We start from the raw sequence: 17,358 nt of genomic DNA on the forward strand, positions 1-17,358 counted from the left end.
ACAATTCGTCGGCACTCACGCGCGAGGGTGGTGCTGTTGGTGTAGCTGCCGCAGGCGTTCCGTCGCGACATGGGTGTATATTTGCGTCGTTGAAAGATCGCTGTGTCCAAGCAACATCTGCACCACGCGTAAATCAGCGCCGTGGTTTAACAGATGCGTCGCGAAGGCGTGACGCAAAACGTGCGGCGACAGCTTCTCACTGTCAATACCCGCCAGTGTGGCGTAATGTTTAATGCGATGCCAGAACGTTTGTCGCGTCATCTGCTGCGCGCGCTGGCTCGGGAACAATACATCTATGGAGACGCCGTTCAGCAGCCACGGACGCCCGTGTTCCAGATACGTCTCCAGCCAGTAGACCGCCTCTTCACCCAGCGGCACCAGCCGTTCTTTGTTCCCTTTACCGATAACGCGCACCACGCCCTGACGCAGGCTGATATCGCTCATCGTCAGGCCCACCAGCTCGGAAACGCGCAAGCCCGTGGCATACAATAGTTCAAGCATGGCTTTATCGCGTAACTCCAGCGGAAGGTCAACTGCGGGCGACTGTAATAATCTCTCAACTTGTGCTTCACTGAGATCTTTTGGCAGCCGCTGAGGCAGTTTAGGCGATGCCAGCAGTGCGCTGGGGTCATCCGCGCGGATCTTCTCGCGGTACAGGTGCTGGAACAGGCGGCGCATGGCGCTCAGCAGGCGTGCAGAGCTGGTGGCTTTGTACCCCCCTTCCATCCGCTCAGCCAGTAACCCTTGCAGGTCATCGCTTTGCGCGCTTTCAAGCGTCAGCCCACGATGTGCCAGCCACTCGACCAGCAGCGTGAGATCCCGACGATAGGCGCTGAGCGTATTTTCAGCGAGGTTTTTCTCCAGCCACAGCGCGTCGACAAACTGTTCGATGAGTGCGAGATCCTTTTCCACATCAGCCCCTTTGGTTCTGCAATCTGGCCATTATGCCTGAATGCCATCGGTTTCTGGTACACTACGCGCAAAGTCATAGCAAGAATTGAGATAGTTACGCGATGAATATTGGTCTGTTCTATGGTTCCAGCACCTGCTACACCGAAATGGCGGCGGAGAAAATTCGTGACATCATTGGCCCGGAACTGGTGACGCTGCATAACCTGAAAGATGACGCGGTTGCCTTGATGGAGCAGTACGATGTGCTGATTCTGGGTATCCCTACCTGGGACTTTGGTGAGATTCAGGAAGACTGGGAAGCCATCTGGGATCAGCTCGATTCAGTCAATTTTGAAGGCAAAATCATTGCGATGTACGGCATGGGCGACCAGTTGGGCTACGGGGAGTGGTTCCTTGACGCACTCGGCATGCTGCACGACAAACTGGCGCCAAAGGGCGCGACCTTTATCGGCTACTGGCCTACGGAAGGCTATGAGTTCACCAGTCAAAAACCGATTATTGCCGACGGTCAGCTGTTTGTCGGGCTCGCGCTGGATGAAACCAACCAGTACGATCTTAGCGACGAGCGCCTCCAGAGCTGGTGCGAGCAGATTCTGGGTGAGATGGCCGAGCAATTCAGCTGATTTACTCCTGCGTCGGCTGTTGCACGATCAACCGGCGCAGATCTCGCCACTCCGCGGGATCCATACTGTCTGCGGCCAGCCACAGGTGCTGGCGACGGTTATCCTCGACCCGACGCAGCCGTAGCATCATCCCGGTATTAAGCATCCACGGCGTCCCCATCATCTCCCACTCTTTTCCCTGCCAGCGCAGGCGAGAATCCATCAGCAGCTTAATTTCACCCTGACGGGCGTTGATTCGACGCTGGCTGCGCACGCTGTCAAACACCACAAACGACAGCAATAGCAACCACAGAGGGGTATAGCTAAGCGGCCACGGCACCAATAACACCAGTGCCGCCACCAGCCCGTGGAGCAGTAAGGACATCCACTGTGAGCGCCACGAGACGCGAAGATCAGATTGCCACAGGACCACGTTCCTGATTCCGTGTTTGAATTAATTGCACCATCCGTTGCAACTCGGTGTCGGCGGGCTTGCCGTGATTCATCAGCCAGTTGAATAAATCCGGATCGTCAGACTCAAGCAGACGGACAAACAGGCGCTTATCGTCATCGCTTAAGCTGTCGTACTCATACTCGAAGAAAGGCATGATGGAGATATCAAGTTCACGCATGCCGCGACGGCACGCCCAGTGAATACGGGCCTTGTTGTTAATATCCATGTTCTGTTTCCTGCATTACGTTTGGCACAGTCGGTATCCCGTTTGGTATTCATTATTGCTCTCCGGGAACACCTGCTAGTGTAACGTGTTTTTGACCGTTTCTTTACTGGAATATTGCGAACCTCGAGCAGGCTCCCTGAATAATCCTTATAAAGACAGCGGATTACACTATTTTGCGTAGCGCCACGCATAACCGCGTAATGGCACGAATGGCCTGCTGAAAGCGCTTGCATTGAATACAGTCTCTTTTACCATTAGGTATTATCAAAGCGTTAAGCAATTCAGGACATCACTATGGCATTTACACCATTTTCTCCTCGCCAGCCCGCCGCCTCTGCGCGTCTGCCGCTGACGCTGATTACTCTTGATGACTGGGCACTGGCGACACTGACTGGTGCGGACAGTGAAAAATACCTGCAAGGCCAGGTCACGGCGGACGTGGCGCAGTTGACTGAGCACCAGCATCTGCTGGCCGCGCATTGCGATCCAAAAGGCAAAATGTGGAGCAACCTGCGTCTGTTCCGCCGTCAGGACGGATTCGCCTTTATTGAGCGCCGCAGCCTGCGTGACGCCCAGCTTAAAGAGCTGAAAAAATACGCGGTCTTTTCTAAAGTCACCATCGCCCCGGACGATGAACACGTTCTGCTGGGGGTCGCGGGTTTCCAGGCGCGTGCAGCGCTGAAAAACCTGTTTGCCGAGCTGCCGGATGCTGAAAAACAGCTGGTCAGCGAGGGAGCGACCTCCATTCTGTGGTTCGAACACCCGGCGGAGCGCTTCCTGCTGGTAACCGACGAAGCAACGGCGGAACGCGTCACTGACGCCCTGCGCGGTGAAGCACAGCTCAACAACAGCCAGCAGTGGCTGGCGCTGAACATCGAAGCGGGCCTGCCGGTGATTGACGCGGCAAACAGCGCGCAGTTTATCCCGCAGGCGACAAACATCCAGGCGCTGGGTGGTATCAGCTTTAAGAAGGGCTGCTACACCGGTCAGGAAATGGTGGCGCGTGCGAAATTCCGCGGCGCGAACAAACGCGCCCTGTGGACGCTGGCTGGTCACGCCAGCCGTGTGCCGGAAGCGGGTGAAGATCTTGAGATGAAGATGGGCGAAAACTGGCGCCGTACCGGCACCGTGTTAGCCGCCGTCCAGCTCGATGATGGCCGCCTGCTGGTGCAGGTTGTCATGAATAATGATATGGAGCCCGACAGCGTGTTCCGCGTGCGGGATGATGCAAACACGCTCAGCATTGAGCCGCTACCGTATTCTCTGGAAGATTGATGCTGTATCGCCCGGTGGCGCTGCGCTTACCGGGCCTACGGTGTTGATATTCTCCCTCTCCCTGTGGGAGAGGGTCGGGGGTGAGGGCATCAGACCGCACCTTACAAAAAAACTACACCTGCCCAACATACAGATAAATTGCCAGGAAGTGGCACACGCTGCCGCCCAGCACAAAGCCGTGCCAGATGGCATGGTTGTACGGAATACGCTTGCAGACGTAGAAAATCACGCCCAGCGAGTAGACTACCCCGCCCACCGCCAGAAGCGTCACGCCCCCCACCGCCAGCTTAATGGCTAACTGATACACCACAATCAGCGACAGCCAGCCCATTGTCAGATAGGTAACCAGCGACAACACTTTAAACCGGTGCGCAATAGTCAGCTTAAAAAAGGATCCCCAGCAGCGCCAGGCTCCAGATCACAATCATCAGGCCACGCGACAGCGGTGAGTTGAGCCCCACCAGCAAAAACGGCGTATAGGTACCCGCAATAAGAAGATAGATAGCGCAGTGGTCAAATTTCTTGAGCCATATCTTCGCCCGTTGATGCGGAATAGCGTGATACAGCGTTGAGGCCAGGAAAAGCAGGATCATACTCCCGCCATACAGGCTGTAGCTGGTAATGGCCATCGCGCTGGCGTTGGTATCCACTGCCTGTACCAGCAATAACACTAAGCCGACAATCCCAAAAACCAGGCCAATGCCGTGGCTTATACTGTTGGCTACTTCCTCAGCCAGCGAATATCCCTGTGCGATTAATGGTCTGCTCACCATACTTAACTCCGGGAAAACAAAAGATGATTATTCATCGCCAGTCTATGCTAACTGAGAATGATTCCAGTGAACACCTGTTAGCTAAAATAAATCCACATTCAAGATTTATCCTTATAAATCAGCATAATGTAAAAACAATTCACCGCACAGGTGTAAATGATTTCATTAACATCTAAGTAATCAAGGAGATAAATCCGTCTCCCGCCCTTCGTCATCATGGTATGCTTCAGGAATAGTGTCCGACAGCGAGTTTAGCCATTGTGAGTATGTTCAGCCATTCCGCCATTGCCAGCCTCAACAATCTGGAAATGATGGTCTACAACTATGTCATTAAGAACCGCGATAAAGTGATGTACATGACCATCCGCGAGCTGGCGGATGCGGCGGGCGTTTCCACTACCACTATCCTGCGCTTCTGCCGCAAGCTCAACTGCGATGGTTACTCGGAATTTCGGGTGCGCTTTAAACTCTATCTGGAGCAGAACGAGCCGCAGCAGGCGAATTTTGGTGCCAGTGAAATCATCAGCTTCTTTAAAAGCGTAAATAACGAAGAGTTTGATGCGCTATTAGATAACGCGGTCGATATTATTTTATCATCTGAACGAATTATTTTTGTCGGTGCGGGCACCTCCGGATCGCTGGCAAAATATGGCGCACGTTTCTTTTCAAATATCGGGAAATTCAGTAACCATATCGACGATCCTTATTTCCCGGTCACTAACGACATGGCTAAAAATGCGCTGGCCATTGTACTCTCCGTCTCCGGCGAGACCGAGGAGATCCTGCGCTTCGCCAGCCAGTTCAGCCTGCACCACTGCAAGGTGCTCTCAGTCACCAGCCACGAACATTCACGTCTCGCAAAGCTGGCGGACTTTAACCTCTCCTGGCACGTACCGCAAACGCGCATTGGCGGCGTTTACGATATCACCACGCAAATTCCCGTCATCTATATTCTGGAATCATTAGGCCGGAAACTGGCGAAGAAATTAACAGAATAAAACATCCTGTTTTTTTGATGTGACAAATTACAATTTCCGCAAAATGTTATATCGTGACATTTAATTCCGCTTTGCTAGACTCGAAATCAATAAGTCCTGAATTGAGAATAGCAAAGATGAAAAAACTCACCTTACCGAAAGATTTTTTATGGGGCGGCGCGGTAGCGGCGCACCAGGTTGAAGGCGGCTGGAACAAAGGCGGCAAAGGGCCAAGCATCTGCGACGTGCTCACCGGCGGCGCACACGGCGTTCCGCGAGAAATCACGCAGGAAGTGATTGAAGGCAAATATTACCCCAACCACGAAGCCGTCGACTTCTACGGCCATTACAAAGAAGACATCAGGCTGTTTGCCGAGATGGGCTTCAAATGTTTCCGTACCTCCATCGCCTGGACGCGCATCTTCCCGAAAGGCGACGAAACTCAGCCAAACGAAGAGGGGCTGAAGTTTTACGACGACATGTTCGATGAACTGCTGAAGTACAACATCGAGCCGGTTATCACCCTCTCCCACTTTGAAATGCCGCTGCACCTCGTTCAGGAATATGGCGGATGGACCAACCGTAAAGTGGTCGATTTCTTTGTGCGCTTCTCGGAAGTGGTATTTGAGCGCTACAAAAATAAGGTCAAATACTGGATGACCTTCAACGAAATCAACAACCAGCGCAACTGGCGTGCGCCGCTGTTCGGCTACTGCTGCTCTGGTGTGGTCTATACCGAGCACGACAACCCGGAAGAGACCATGTACCAGGTGCTGCACCACCAGTTCGTGGCCAGCGCGCTGGCGGTGAAAGCCGCACGCCGCATTAACCCGGAAATGAAAGTCGGCTGCATGCTGGCGATGGTGGCGCTCTATCCGTACTCCTGCAAGCCAGAAGATGTCATGTTCGCTCAGGAATCCATGCGCGAGCGCTACGTCTTTACCGACGTACAGCTGCGCGGCTATTACCCGTCTTACGTGCTGAACGAGTGGGAGCGCCGTGGCTTCTCCATCAAAATGGAAGCTGGCGACGAGCAGATCCTGCGTGAAGGCACCTGCGATTACTTAGGTTTCAGCTACTACATGACCAACGCGGTCAAAGCGGAAGGCGGTACCGGTGACGCCATTTCCGGCTTCGAGGGCAGCGTGCCGAACCCACACGTCAAGGCGTCCGACTGGGGCTGGCAGATTGATCCGGTAGGCCTGCGCTATTCGCTGTGTGAACTGTACGAACGTTATCAGAAGCCGCTGTTTATCGTGGAAAATGGTTTCGGCGCCTACGACACCGTGGAAGAGGACGGCAGCATCAACGATGACTATCGCATCGACTACCTGCGCGCCCACGTGGAAGAGATGATGAAGGCGGTGACCTGGGATGGCGTGGATCTGATGGGCTACACGCCGTGGGGCTGCATCGACTGCGTCTCCTTCACCACCGGCCAGTACAGTAAGCGCTACGGCTTTATCTACGTCAACAAGCACGACGACGGTACCGGTGACATGTCCCGCTCCCGTAAGAAGAGCTTTGAGTGGTATAAAACCGTCATTGCCAGCAACGGCGAAACGCTGTAATGGCTCGCCCTCTCTGCAAGCGGAGAGGGCAAACCGCTTATCTTCCAGACACTTCTTTACAGCTTTTGCGTTGCCAAAATATGTTCGCCCGATAATATAGGCGTCCTGAATATTTGAGGCGAACATGATCAAGCGACAACGCAACGCTATCCTGCTTGTAGCCCTGGCCTGCCTGGTGGTGCTGATATGCACCGCCCAGCGGATGGCCGGGATACACGCGCTTGTCATGAACGTCACCGCCACGAGCCAGTCTGTCCAGCAGGGGCAGGAGAGTACCGACGCACCGGTAACCCCGTGTGAGCTTAGCGCCAAGTCGCTGATGTCGGTCCCGCCTGTTTTGTTTGAAGGCGCCCTGATTGCCGTCACCCTGCTGCTGGCGTTGCTGGCAGCCAGTCCACCGCGCCGCGAACGGCAGTGGCCTCCCCGCGTTATCTCCCCGCCCCGGTTAAGGGTGCATCTGCGATTATGCGTCTTCCGTGAATGAGCCTTCGCCTGTTACTTCAGGTTAATTCATTATTTACGGAGAAAATTTATGTTTACTGTATTCAGGCGACTGCTGGTCTGCCTGCTTTGGCTATGGCTGCCCCTCAGCCAGGCTGCCGACAGCGGCTGGCTGCGCGCCGCCGATAATCAGCACGCCAGCGTCAGGCTGCGTGCGCAACCCGAAAGCACTGGCGAAACCCGCCTGCTGCTGGACGTCGCCCTGCAAAAAGGCTGGAAAACCTACTGGCGCTCGCCGGGCGAAGGCGGCGTCGCACCCGCGATTAAATGGCATCAGCCCGTCGAGGCGATCTGGCGCTGGCCTGTGCCGCAGCGTTTCGACGTCGCGGGCATCACCACGCAGGGCTACCACGGCGATGTCAGCTTTCCCATCACTCTGCGGGGCGACGTCCCGAAGATCCTGAGCGGCGTACTGACGCTCTCCACCTGTAGCAACGTCTGTATTCTTACCGACTACCCGTTTTCGCTGAACATGACCGCATCCGCAGGCGCCGGTTTTGATTACGATTTCAGTCGGGCCATGGGCACCCTTCCGCTCAGCGGCGGGTTGACCTCAACGCTTAACGCCACCTATGCCCCCGGCAAGCTGACCGTAACGGCGCAGCGTGACGCAGGCTGGCAGGCGCCGTCCCTGTTTATCGACGGTATGGATGATGTTGATTTCGGCAAACCGGCCCTCACCGTGCGCGGTGACTCGCTGGTCGCCACCGTGCCCGTGACGGACAACTGGGGCGAGGCCGCGCCCAACCTCAGCGGCAAAACCCTGTCGCTGGTTCTGGCCGATAGCGGGCAGGCGCAGGAGTCCAGCCTGAGCATTCAGCCGGGGAACGCCGCGCCGACGCTCTCGTTAGGCTGGGTACTGCTGATGGCGCTGGCGGGCGGTCTGATCCTTAACGTCATGCCCTGCGTACTGCCCGTGCTGGCCATGAAGCTAGGCACGCTGATGCAAACCGAACGGCAGGCGCGGAGTCAGGTACGCCGACAGTTTCTTGCGTCGGTAGCCGGGATCGTGATCTCGTTCCTCGCGCTGGCGCTGATGATGACGGTTTTACGCTTAGGCAATCAGGCGCTCGGCTGGGGGATCCAGTTCCAGAATCCGTGGTTTATTGGCGCGATGGCGCTGGTGATGGTGCTTTTCAGCGCCAGCCTGCTGGGGTTGTTTGAAATCCGTCTCCCTTCCGGCGCCAGCACCTTCCTCGCCACGCGCGGCGGCAACGGGCTTGCGGGTCATTTCTGGCAAGGCGCGTTTGCCACGCTGCTGGCGACACCCTGCACCGCGCCGTTCCTGGGTACGGCGGTCTCGGTCGCGCTGGCGGCGCCGCTTCCCCTGCTGTGGGGGATCTTCCTGGCGATGGGTATCGGCATGAGCCTGCCGTGGCTGCTGGTGGCGGCCTGGCCGGGGCTGGCCCAGCGGTTGCCGCGTCCGGGACGCTGGATGAACGTCGTACGCGTAGTGCTGGGGATGATGATGCTCGGCTCATCGCTGTGGCTGCTGAGCCTGCTGACGGTGCACATTGGCAGCCTGCCCGTCATCACGCTGGGCGTGCTCCTGATCCTTACGCTGCTGCTGGTCACCGCCTGGCGCTACCGCTGGCAAACGGCACTGCGCGCCGGGGTATTAGCTGTAGTGGTGGCCGGGGCGGTCGCGTTTGTATCCGGTTCCGGCGGCGAGGGTTCCCGCCGCGATCGTATTCACTGGCAGCCGCTCAGCGAGCAGGCCATTGCCCGCGCGCTGGCGGAGAACAAATGGGTGTTCGTCGACGTGACCGCCGACTGGTGCGTGACCTGTAAAGCCAATAAATACAACGTGCTGCTGCGCGACGACGTGCAGGATGCGCTCTCCGCCCCGGACGTTGTCGCCCTGCGCGGCGACTGGAGCCGCCCCTCAGATACCATCAGCCAGTTCTTAACCACGCGCGGCAGCGCCGCCGTGCCGTTTAACCAGATCTACGGACCGGGATTACCGCAGGGCCACGTGCTGCCTGCGTTGTTAAGCCGCGAAGCGGTGCTGAGCAACCTGTCCGATGCAAAAGGAAAATAACATGAGAGCCTTCGTTGCCTTACTTCTGCTGTCGTTATCAACGTTCGGTTTCGCCGCACCTTCTGATGACGCTTCCAGCGACCAGCTGGCAAAACTGCTGTTTAACGACCCCAACAGCCCGCAAACCGGCGCGACATCGCCGAAGCTGACCATCGTCTCCTTCACGGACTACAACTGCCCGTATTGCAAGCAGTTCGACCCAATGCTTGAGAAAATCGTGCAGGAAAATCCCGACGTGCAGCTCATCGTCAAACTGCTGCCGTTCAAGGGACAAAGCTCGGTAAATGCCGCGAAAGCGGCACTCTCAACGTGGCAGCAGGCGCCGGATAAATTCTGGGCGCTGCACCAGCGGCTGATGATGAAAAAGGGCTATCACGATGACGCCAGCATCGCCGCCGCGAAGGCAAAGACCGGAACGGACAGCATTAAAACGGATGATAAAACCATGGACAGCCTAAAGATGAACCTCATCCTGGCGCAGGTGCTGAATATTCAGGGTACCCCGGCGACCATTATCGGCGACCAGATGGTGGCGGGCGCAATTCCGTATGACGACCTGGAGGGGCTGGTCAAAGAACAGCTGGCAAACGCCCGTGGCAAGTAAGCTTCCGCGCCTGCTGCGCGAGCTGGGCGTGTGGCTGCTGATTGGCGTAGCCGTGAGCCTGGCGGTGGACTATTTCCGCCAGCCCGCGCTGCCGCAGAATTTCTCCGCGACGGCACTGCACACCCTCGACGGCCAGCCCGTCGATCTTATCGCCATGAGTAAGGAGCGACCGCTGCTGGTCTACGTCTGGGCGACATGGTGCGGCGTCTGCCGCTACACCACGCCGTCGGTGGCGGCGCTTGCCGCGGACGGGGGTAACGTGATGTCGGTTGCGCTGCGCTCGGGCGATAACGCGACGCTCGAAACCTGGATGAGGAAGAAGAAGGCGACGATGCCCACGGTCAACGACGCCAGCGGAGAACTGGCGCGTAAGTGGGACGTTAAGGTTACGCCAACGCTGGTGGTGATCTCTCACGGCGAGGTAAAGTCGATCACCACCGGCTGGACCAGCGGCTGGGGAATGCGCCTGCGGCTGTGGCTGGCGTCGTAGCGTTACTTCCCGCCAGCCAGCTCCAGGAAGCTACCGGTGACATAGGAGGCTTTGTCGCTCAGCAGCCAGACAATGGCCTGGGCGACCTCCTCCGGCTGACCGCCACGCTGCATCGGTAACATCGACTTCACCCGATCCACACGCCCCGGCTCGCCGCCGGAGGCGTGAATATCGGTATAAATCAGGCCTGGCCGCACGCAGTTAACGCGAATGCCCTGCGCCGCCACCTCCAGCGCGAGGCCGGTGGTCAGGGAATCCACCGCCCCTTTTGAGGCGGCATAATCCACATATTCCCCCGGCGCGCCCAGCCGTGATGCCGCCGAGGAGACATTCACAATCGCGCCGCCCTTGCCGCCGTGTTTATGCGACATGCGCTTAACCGCTTCACGGCAGCAGAGAAAATAGCCGGTGACGTTGGTAGCCAGCACGCGGTTAATACGTTCAGCGGAGAGGTTTTCGATGGTGGATTGTTCAAACAAAATCCCGGCGTTGTTCACCAGCGCGGCGAGCGGCTCACCTTCGCGATCGATGCTGTCGAACATCGCCATCACCTGCGCTTCATCGCTGATGTCCGCGCGTACGGCAAAGGCTTTACCGCCCGCGTCCACGATCTGATTAATGACGTCCGTCGCGGCTTTGATGTTGTGATGAAAATTCACCGCAACGGTGTAGCCTTCGCTTGCCAGCTGTAGCGCGGTGGCTTTACCAATACCCCGGCTGGCGCCGGTGACCAGTGCAATTGCCATTCTTTTCTCCCAATAAAAAAGCCGGGTAGCGGCTTCGCCTTACCCGGCCTACGTTACTACAGGAACAACGTTACTGGTATTCGCTCATCGGTACGCAGGAGCAGAACAGGTTACGGTCGCCGTAAACATCATCAAGACGTTTCACGGTTGGCCAGTATTTGTTTGCCACACCTGCCGGGAAGACAGCCAGCTCGCGGGTATAACCGTGGTTCCACTCTGCCACCAGTTCGTTCTGTGTATGCGGCGCGTTCACCAGCGGGTTATCTTCCAGCGTCCACTCCCCGCCTTTCACGCGGTCGATTTCGCTGCGGATCGCCAGCATGGCGTCGATAAAGCGATCAAGCTCCACCTTGCTTTCAGATTCGGTCGGCTCAACCATCAGCGTACCCGCTACCGGGAAGGACATGGTTGGCGCGTGGAAGCCGTAGTCGATCAGGCGCTTGGCAATATCCAGCTCGCTGATGCCCGTCTCTTCTTTCAGAGGACGAATATCGAGGATGCATTCGTGCGCCACGCGACCGTCGCGGCCGGTATAGAGCACCGGATAGGCGTCCTTCAGACGCGTTGCGATGTAGTTGGCGTTGAGGATCGCCACCTGGCTGGCCTGCTTCAGCCCTTCCGCGCCCATCATGCGGATGTACATCCAGCTGATTGGCAGGATAGAGGCGCTGCCGAACGGTGCCGCGGAGACTGCGCCCTGACGGGTCAGCATGCCTTCAATCTGCACCACGCTGTGGCCCGGCACAAACGGTGCCAGGTGCGCCTTCACGCCGATAGGACCCATGCCCGGGCCGCCACCGCCGTGCGGAATGCAGAACGTTTTATGCAGGTTCAGGTGCGACACATCCGCGCCAATAAAGCCCGGAGAGGTGATGCCCACCTGGGCGTTCATGTTTGCGCCGTCGAGGTAAACCTGGCCGCCGAACTGATGCACCACATCACACACTTCACGGATAGTTTCTTCGTACACGCCGTGGGTGGATGGGTAGGTCACCATGATGCAGGAGAGTTTGTCGCCCGCCTGCTCGGCTTTGGCGCGCAGGTCGGCCAGATCGATGTTGCCGTTTTTGTCGCACGCCACAACCACCACTTCCATTCCTGCCATCTGGGCAGAAGCCGGGTTGGTACCGTGGGCAGAGCTTGGGATCAGGCAGATATCACGGTGGCCTTCATTGCGGCTTTCGTGATAGTGACGGATCGCCAGCAGACCAGCGTATTCACCCTGCGCACCGGAGTTCGGCTGCATGCAGAGCGCGTCGTACCCGGTCAGCTTCACCAGCCAGTCGGAGAGCTGGTTGATCATCATGTGATAACCTTCCGCCTGCTCAGCCGGGCAGAACGGGTGTAGCTCAGAGAATTCAGGCCAGGTAATTGGGATCATCTCAGCCGCGGCGTTCAGCTTCATGGTGCAGGAGCCCAGCGGGATCATCGCCTGGTTCAGCGCCAGATCTTTACGTTCCAGAGAGTGCATGTAACGCATCATCTCGGTTTCGCTGTGATAGCGGTTGAACACCGGGTGAGTCAGAATCGCGTCGTCGCGCAGCATGCTTTCCTGAATGGAGCGGCTGTCGAGCGCAACCTCTTTGTCGAGCGTATCAACGTCCAGACCGTGTGCGTCACCCAGCAATACGTTGAACAGGGTCAGGATATCGTCACGGGTGGTGCTTTCGTCCAGCGTAATGCCGACCGCATTGTGAATGTCGCTGCGCAGGTTGATTTGCGCTGCCTCGGCGCGCGCCAGCACGGCCGCTTTGTCTGCCACCTCGACGCACAGGGTATCGAAATAGTGTTCATGACGCAGTCTGAGACCTTTCTGTTGCAGACCGCAGGCCAGGATATCGGCCAGACGGTGGATGCGGCTGGCAATACGTTTCAGGCCAGCCGGACCGTGGAACACCGCGTACAGGCTGGCAATGTTAGCCAGCAGCACCTGCGAGGTACAGATGTTGGAGTTCGCTTTCTCGCGGCGGATATGCTGCTCGCGGGTCTGCATCGCCATGCGCAGCGCGGTGTTACCGGCGGCATCTTTCGATACGCCGATAATACGGCCTGGCATGGAACGTTTAAATTCATCTTTCGCGCCAAAGAACGCCGCGTGCGGGCCGCCGTAGCCCATCGGCACGCCGAAACGCTGAGCTGAGCCGAAGACAATATCCGCGCCCTGTTTACCTGGCGCCGTCAGCAGCACCAGCGCCATAAAATCAGCGGCGACGCTAACAATAACCTTACGGGATTTCAGCTCGGCGATCAGTGCGCCGTAGTCGTGCACTTCCCCGGTGGTGCCCACCTGCTGCAACAGCACGCCGAAGACGTCCTGGTGATCCAGCACTTTTTCAGCGTCGTCGACAATCACCTCAAAGCCGAAGGTTTCCGCACGGGTGCGCACCACGTCCAGCGTCTGGGGATGCACGTCCGCCGCCACGAAGAAGCGGTTGGCGTTTTTCAGCTTGCTCACGCGCTTCGCCATCGCCATCGCTTCGGCGGCGGCGGTCGCTTCATCCAGCAGCGAGGCAGAGGCGATATCCATACCGGTCAGATCCAGCGTCACCTGCTGGAAGTTCAGCAGCGCTTCCAGACGGCCCTGGGAGACTTCTGGCTGATACGGGGTATAAGCGGTATACCAGCCCGGGTTTTCCAGCATGTTACGCAGGATCACGGGCGGTAACTGCACGTTGGTGTAGCCCATGCCAATGTAAGACTTATAGCGCTTGTTAAGGCCGGCGATGGCCTTCAGCTCCGCCAGCGCGGCGAACTCCGTCGTGGACTCGCCTACCTGCGGCGGCGTAGCAAGCTGGATGTCTTTTGGCACGATCTGGCCGATCAGTGCGTTTAATGAATCCGCGCCAACTGTCTTCAGCATCTCCTGCTGTTGCTGAGCATCCGGCCCAATGTGACGTTCAATGAAGGCGCCACGGTTTTCAAGCTGGCTTAAAGTCTGTGTCATGAGCGATGGTTCCTGAAACGTGCAGTGAATCGTAGTTATCTGTAACGCTGTTGCCCGGTGGCGCTAACGCTTACCGGGCCTACGTTGACCTGTAGGCCGGATAAGCGCAGCGCCATCCGGCACAACGTTATTCGTCTTCCAGTAGTGCTTCGTACGCGGTCGCATCCAGCAGCGCGGCAACCTGCGCTTCGTCGCTGGCTTTGATCTTGAAGATCCAGCCGCCTTCATACGGTTCGCTGTTGACCAGCTCCGGGGAGTCGCTCAGCGCGTCGTTCACGGCAACAATTTCACCGCTCACCGGGGCGTAGATGTCAGAGGCCGCTTTAACGGATTCCGCCACCGCGCAGTCGTCGCCTGCGCTCACGGTTGCGCCCACTTCCGGCAGGTCAACAAACACCATGTCGCCCAGCAGCTCCTGCGCGTGCTCGGTGATCCCAACGGTGTAAGTGCCGTCCGCCTCTTTGCGCAGCCACTCGTGTTCTTTGCTGTATTTCAGTTCTGCTGGCACATTGCTCATTGAAGTTCTCCTGATAAAAATAGTTAGGCGACCGGCTTACCGGCGCGAACAAAAATCGGTTTGGTCACGTTGACCGGCATTTCGCGGTTGCGGATCTGCACCACCGCCGTTTCGCCAATCCCCGCCGGCACGCGTGCCAGGGCAATACTGTAGCCGAGCGTCGGGGAGAACGTTCCGCTGGTGATCACGCCTTCGCGATGATTGCCATCGGCATCGGTGAAGCGTACAGGCAGCTCGCCGCGCAGAACGCCTTTTTCTTTCATCACCAGGCCGACCAGCTGTTCAGTGCCCTTCTCGCGCTGCATCTCCAGCGCTTCACGACCAATAAAATCACGGTCAGCCGGTTCCCACGCGATGGTCCAGCCCATGTTGGCCGCCAGCGGAGAGACGCCTTCGTCCATCTCCTGACCGTAGAGGTTCATCCCCGCTTCCAGACGCAGCGTATCGCGCGCGCCCAGGCCCGCAGGCTTCACGCCCGCCTCCACCAGCGCACGCCAGAAATCAGCGGCCTTATCGTTTGGCATGGCAATTTCGTAGCCCGCTTCACCGGTGTAGCCGGTGGTGGCGATAAACAGATCGCCCGCCTGCACGCCGAAGAACGGCTTCATGCCTTCGGTGGCTTTGCGCTGCTCGTCGCTGAACAGAGACGCGGCTTTCGCCTGCGCGTTCGGCCCCTGCACGGCGATCAGTGACAGATCGTCACGGACGGTGATGTCGATGGCATAAGGTTCGGCGTGTTGGGTGATCCAGGAGAGGTCTTTTTCGCGGGTGGCGGAGTTTACAACGAGGCGGAAGAAATCTTCAGTGAAGTAATAGACGATAAGGTCATCAATCACGCCGCCCGAGGCATTCAGCATGCCGGTATAGAGCGCTTTGCCCGGCGTCTTCAGTTTGGCGACGTCATTTGCCAGCAGATAACGCAAAAACTCCCGGGTGCGGCTACCGCGCAGGTCGACAATCGTCATATGAGACACGTCGAACATACCGGCATCGGTGCGCACCGCGTGGTGCTCATCAATCTGCGAGCCGTAGTGCAGCGGCATCATCCAGCCGTGGAAGTCCACCATGCGGGCGCCGCACAACACGTGCTGTTCGTACAAAGGAGTCTGTTGAGCCATCTTTTCCTCGTTGAAAAATTCACCGTGAAACCCGGTGTCGGCCTCGCGATCGGGGGCCGACGCAAACGTTCTCTTTTACCTGAACTTACCACCGAAACCGGCGGTTAACCATAAGGTAAAACGGGTCATCACATTAGCTTATGACCAAAAATCGCTGAAAAGCCTACAGAGATATTCACTGGGAAAATGCGATTAAACCCGCATAAAATTAACAATGATCTAACAGAATTTAGCAGATGGTGATATTTCGTGCGGAAAAACGGGCCGAATTTCCGTAACATAAAAATAGTAAGATTAGATTTTCTAATGCGAAAAATGACGTGAAATTAGATTATTTCAAACGAGGAAATTTCCCCGGCGCGGAGGCCGGGAAAATAAAGTGTGACGGGGATCGAGATTAACGTAACCAGTCGGGAAGATCGTTGAGGCCCATTGCCTGACGAAGAAGCTGCGGTTTTACGCCGGGAAGAGTGTCGGCCAGCTTGAGGCCAATATCGCGCAGCAGTTTTTTCGCCGGATTCGCTCCGGCAAACAGCTCGCGGAAACCCTGCATCCCCGCCAGTATCATCGCCGCACTGTGTTTGCGGCTGCGCTCGTAGCGACGCAGATACAGATGCTGGCCAATATCTTTGCCTTCCCGATGCAGGCGACGCAGCTCTTCAACCAGCTCAGCCGCGTCCATAAAGCCGAGGTTCACCCCCTGCCCGGCCAGCGGATGAATGGTATGCGCCGCATCCCCCACCAGCGCCAGACGGTGCGCGGCAAACTGACGCGCGTAGCGACCGGTTAACGGAAACGTCTGGCGTTCGCTTTCAAGCATGCACAGGCCCAGACGGTTATCAAACGCCACGCATAGCGCCTGACTGAAGGCATCCGGCGTCGCCTCCTGCATCTGCTGCGCTTTCTCCGGCTCTAAGGACCAGACGATGGAGCAGAGATGCGGATCGGCAAGCGGCAGGAAGGCCAGAATGCCGTCATTATGGAAAATCTGGCGCGCCACGCCGCCGTGCGGCTCTTCGGTGCGGATTGTGGCCACCAACGCGTGATGGCGGTAATCCCAGAAGGTCAGCGGAATATCCGCTTTGTTACGCAGCCAGGAATTGGCGCCGTCGGCACCCACCACCAGACGCGCGGTCAGCATGTCGCCACTTTCAAGAGTGATAAACGCGTCGTTTTCGCCCCACGCCACCTGCTGGAGTTTCGCCGGTGCGATCAGCGTGACGTCGCTGCACTGCTGTGCTTTCTGCCACAGCGCGTGGTGGATCACCGCGTTTTCAACGATGTGTCCAAGGTGGCTATAGCCCATGCTTTCATCGTCAAACGCGATATGGCCGAAGCTGTCTTTGTCCCACACTTCCATGCCATGGTAACAGCTGGCACGCAGCGCCACGATTTCAGACCAGACGCCAAGGTGCGTCAGTAGCTTTTCGCTGGCGGCATTGATCGCCGAGACGCGCAGCTCCGGCGGTGCATCCTGCGCCACAGGCTGCGGCGCTTTTTGCTCAAGCACGGCCACGCGCAGGCCGCTGCCCTGTAAACCACAGGCCAGCGCCAGTCCTACCATTCCGCCACCCACAATGGCGACATCAACATTTTGCACGGTCAAT

Annotated in this window: 16 protein-coding genes and 1 pseudogene; 8 read left to right on the top strand and 9 right to left on the bottom strand. The window is 57.5% G+C overall.

Features of this window, described 5'->3' with window-relative positions:
* Positions 1–15: 15 nt before the first annotated feature.
* On the bottom strand, positions 16–912 hold the full coding sequence (gene xerD / locus KTH07_RS16315) for a site-specific tyrosine recombinase XerD (protein ID WP_023304385.1): 897 nt from the start codon (positions 910–912) through the stop codon (positions 16–18).
* A gap of 101 nt (positions 913–1,013) precedes the next feature.
* On the opposite strand from xerD, the gene fldB reads away from it, so the two are divergent.
* Positions 1,014–1,535 (top strand): flavodoxin FldB, encoded by a 522-nt coding sequence (gene fldB / locus KTH07_RS16320; protein ID WP_015571793.1) that lies wholly within the window; start codon positions 1,014–1,016, stop codon positions 1,533–1,535.
* Position 1,536: 1 nt separating this feature from the next.
* Here the strand turns inward: fldB and KTH07_RS16325 are convergent, their stop codons facing one another.
* Complete coding sequence (locus tag KTH07_RS16325) at positions 1,537–1,947, bottom strand: protein YgfX (RefSeq protein WP_017382887.1); 411 nt, start codon at positions 1,945–1,947, stop codon at positions 1,537–1,539.
* Complete coding sequence (gene sdhE, locus KTH07_RS16330; RefSeq protein WP_003863437.1) at positions 1,928–2,194, bottom strand: FAD assembly factor SdhE; 267 nt, start codon at positions 2,192–2,194, stop codon at positions 1,928–1,930. The genes KTH07_RS16325 and sdhE overlap by 20 nt, the downstream gene beginning before the upstream one ends.
* A gap of 294 nt (positions 2,195–2,488) precedes the next feature.
* Between sdhE and ygfZ the strand changes: the two genes are divergently transcribed.
* On the top strand, positions 2,489–3,469 hold the full coding sequence (gene ygfZ, locus KTH07_RS16335) for a tRNA-modifying protein YgfZ (RefSeq protein ID WP_022649306.1): 981 nt from the start codon (positions 2,489–2,491) through the stop codon (positions 3,467–3,469).
* Positions 3,470–3,581: 112 nt separating this feature from the next.
* On the opposite strand, the pseudogene KTH07_RS16340 reads toward ygfZ, so the two are convergent.
* Positions 3,582–4,242, bottom strand: a pseudogene (locus tag KTH07_RS16340) (hemolysin III family protein).
* A gap of 266 nt (positions 4,243–4,508) precedes the next feature.
* Between KTH07_RS16340 and KTH07_RS16345 the strand changes: the two are divergent.
* The 6 genes from KTH07_RS16345 (at position 4,509) to KTH07_RS16370 (ending at position 10,426) form a co-directional block, all read left to right on the top strand.
* Complete coding sequence (locus KTH07_RS16345; RefSeq protein WP_015571796.1) at positions 4,509–5,240, top strand: MurR/RpiR family transcriptional regulator; 732 nt, start codon at positions 4,509–4,511, stop codon at positions 5,238–5,240.
* 116 nt (positions 5,241–5,356) lie between these two features.
* Complete coding sequence (gene bglA / locus KTH07_RS16350; protein ID WP_017382891.1) at positions 5,357–6,790, top strand: 6-phospho-beta-glucosidase BglA; 1,434 nt, start codon at positions 5,357–5,359, stop codon at positions 6,788–6,790.
* Between the two features lie 124 nt (positions 6,791–6,914).
* The gene (locus KTH07_RS16355) at positions 6,915–7,274 is read left to right on the top strand and encodes a hypothetical protein (protein ID WP_032619081.1); all 360 of its coding nucleotides are present in this window, start codon (positions 6,915–6,917) and stop codon (positions 7,272–7,274) included.
* Positions 7,275–7,322: 48 nt separating this feature from the next.
* Positions 7,323–9,332 (top strand): protein-disulfide reductase DsbD, encoded by a 2,010-nt coding sequence (locus KTH07_RS16360; RefSeq protein WP_032619080.1) that lies wholly within the window; start codon positions 7,323–7,325, stop codon positions 9,330–9,332.
* Position 9,333: 1 nt separating this feature from the next.
* Entirely contained in the window at positions 9,334–9,936 is a 603-nt protein-coding gene (locus KTH07_RS16365) for a DsbA family protein (protein WP_032619079.1), read from the top strand.
* Positions 9,926–10,426: a protein disulfide oxidoreductase gene (locus tag KTH07_RS16370; RefSeq protein ID WP_032619077.1), complete on the top strand. Its 501-nt coding sequence runs from the start codon at positions 9,926–9,928 to the stop codon at positions 10,424–10,426. Before KTH07_RS16365 ends, KTH07_RS16370 begins: the two co-directional genes overlap by 11 nt.
* 2 nt (positions 10,427–10,428) lie before the next feature.
* Here KTH07_RS16370 and KTH07_RS16375 read toward each other — a convergent pair whose 3' ends face one another.
* The 5 genes from KTH07_RS16375 to ubiI all read right to left on the bottom strand — a co-directional run bounded on the left by KTH07_RS16375 (position 10,429) and on the right by ubiI (position 17,351).
* Positions 10,429–11,172 (bottom strand): SDR family oxidoreductase, encoded by a 744-nt coding sequence (locus KTH07_RS16375; RefSeq protein ID WP_017382896.1) that lies wholly within the window; start codon positions 11,170–11,172, stop codon positions 10,429–10,431.
* A gap of 70 nt (positions 11,173–11,242) precedes the next feature.
* Complete coding sequence (gene gcvP, locus KTH07_RS16380; protein ID WP_032619074.1) at positions 11,243–14,116, bottom strand: aminomethyl-transferring glycine dehydrogenase; 2,874 nt, start codon at positions 14,114–14,116, stop codon at positions 11,243–11,245.
* 127 nt (positions 14,117–14,243) lie between these two features.
* A complete protein-coding gene (gene gcvH / locus KTH07_RS16385) occupies positions 14,244–14,633 on the bottom strand; it encodes a glycine cleavage system protein GcvH (protein WP_006811885.1) in 390 nt (129 codons plus the stop codon).
* Positions 14,634–14,656: 23 nt separating this feature from the next.
* Complete coding sequence (gcvT, locus tag KTH07_RS16390; protein ID WP_023304391.1) at positions 14,657–15,751, bottom strand: glycine cleavage system aminomethyltransferase GcvT; 1,095 nt, start codon at positions 15,749–15,751, stop codon at positions 14,657–14,659.
* Positions 15,752–16,148: 397 nt separating this feature from the next.
* A complete protein-coding gene (gene ubiI, locus KTH07_RS16395) occupies positions 16,149–17,351 on the bottom strand; it encodes an FAD-dependent 2-octaprenylphenol hydroxylase (protein ID WP_023304392.1) in 1,203 nt (400 codons plus the stop codon).
* Positions 17,352–17,358: the final 7 nt, after the last annotated feature.

It is taken from the genome of Enterobacter cloacae complex sp. ECL72 (assembly GCF_019056635.1).
Lineage (GTDB): Bacteria > Pseudomonadota > Gammaproteobacteria > Enterobacterales > Enterobacteriaceae > Enterobacter > Enterobacter hormaechei_C.

Coding starts and splice junctions, on each gene's coding strand:
- fldB (WP_015571793.1), top strand. CDS start 1,014: ATGAATATTGGTCTGTTCTATGGTTCCAGCACCTGCTACACCGAAATG.
- sdhE (WP_003863437.1), bottom strand. CDS start 2,194: ATGGATATTAACAACAAGGCCCGTATTCACTGGGCGTGCCGTCGCGGC.
- ygfZ (WP_022649306.1), top strand. CDS start 2,489: ATGGCATTTACACCATTTTCTCCTCGCCAGCCCGCCGCCTCTGCGCGT.
- KTH07_RS16345 (WP_015571796.1), top strand. CDS start 4,509: ATGTTCAGCCATTCCGCCATTGCCAGCCTCAACAATCTGGAAATGATG.
- bglA (WP_017382891.1), top strand. CDS start 5,357: ATGAAAAAACTCACCTTACCGAAAGATTTTTTATGGGGCGGCGCGGTA.
- KTH07_RS16355 (WP_032619081.1), top strand. CDS start 6,915: ATGATCAAGCGACAACGCAACGCTATCCTGCTTGTAGCCCTGGCCTGC.
- KTH07_RS16360 (WP_032619080.1), top strand. CDS start 7,323: ATGTTTACTGTATTCAGGCGACTGCTGGTCTGCCTGCTTTGGCTATGG.
- KTH07_RS16365 (WP_032619079.1), top strand. CDS start 9,334: ATGAGAGCCTTCGTTGCCTTACTTCTGCTGTCGTTATCAACGTTCGGT.
- KTH07_RS16375 (WP_017382896.1), bottom strand. CDS start 11,172: ATGGCAATTGCACTGGTCACCGGCGCCAGCCGGGGTATTGGTAAAGCC.
- gcvP (WP_032619074.1), bottom strand. CDS start 14,116: ATGACACAGACTTTAAGCCAGCTTGAAAACCGTGGCGCCTTCATTGAA.
- gcvH (WP_006811885.1), bottom strand. CDS start 14,633: ATGAGCAATGTGCCAGCAGAACTGAAATACAGCAAAGAACACGAGTGG.
- gcvT (WP_023304391.1), bottom strand. CDS start 15,751: ATGGCTCAACAGACTCCTTTGTACGAACAGCACGTGTTGTGCGGCGCC.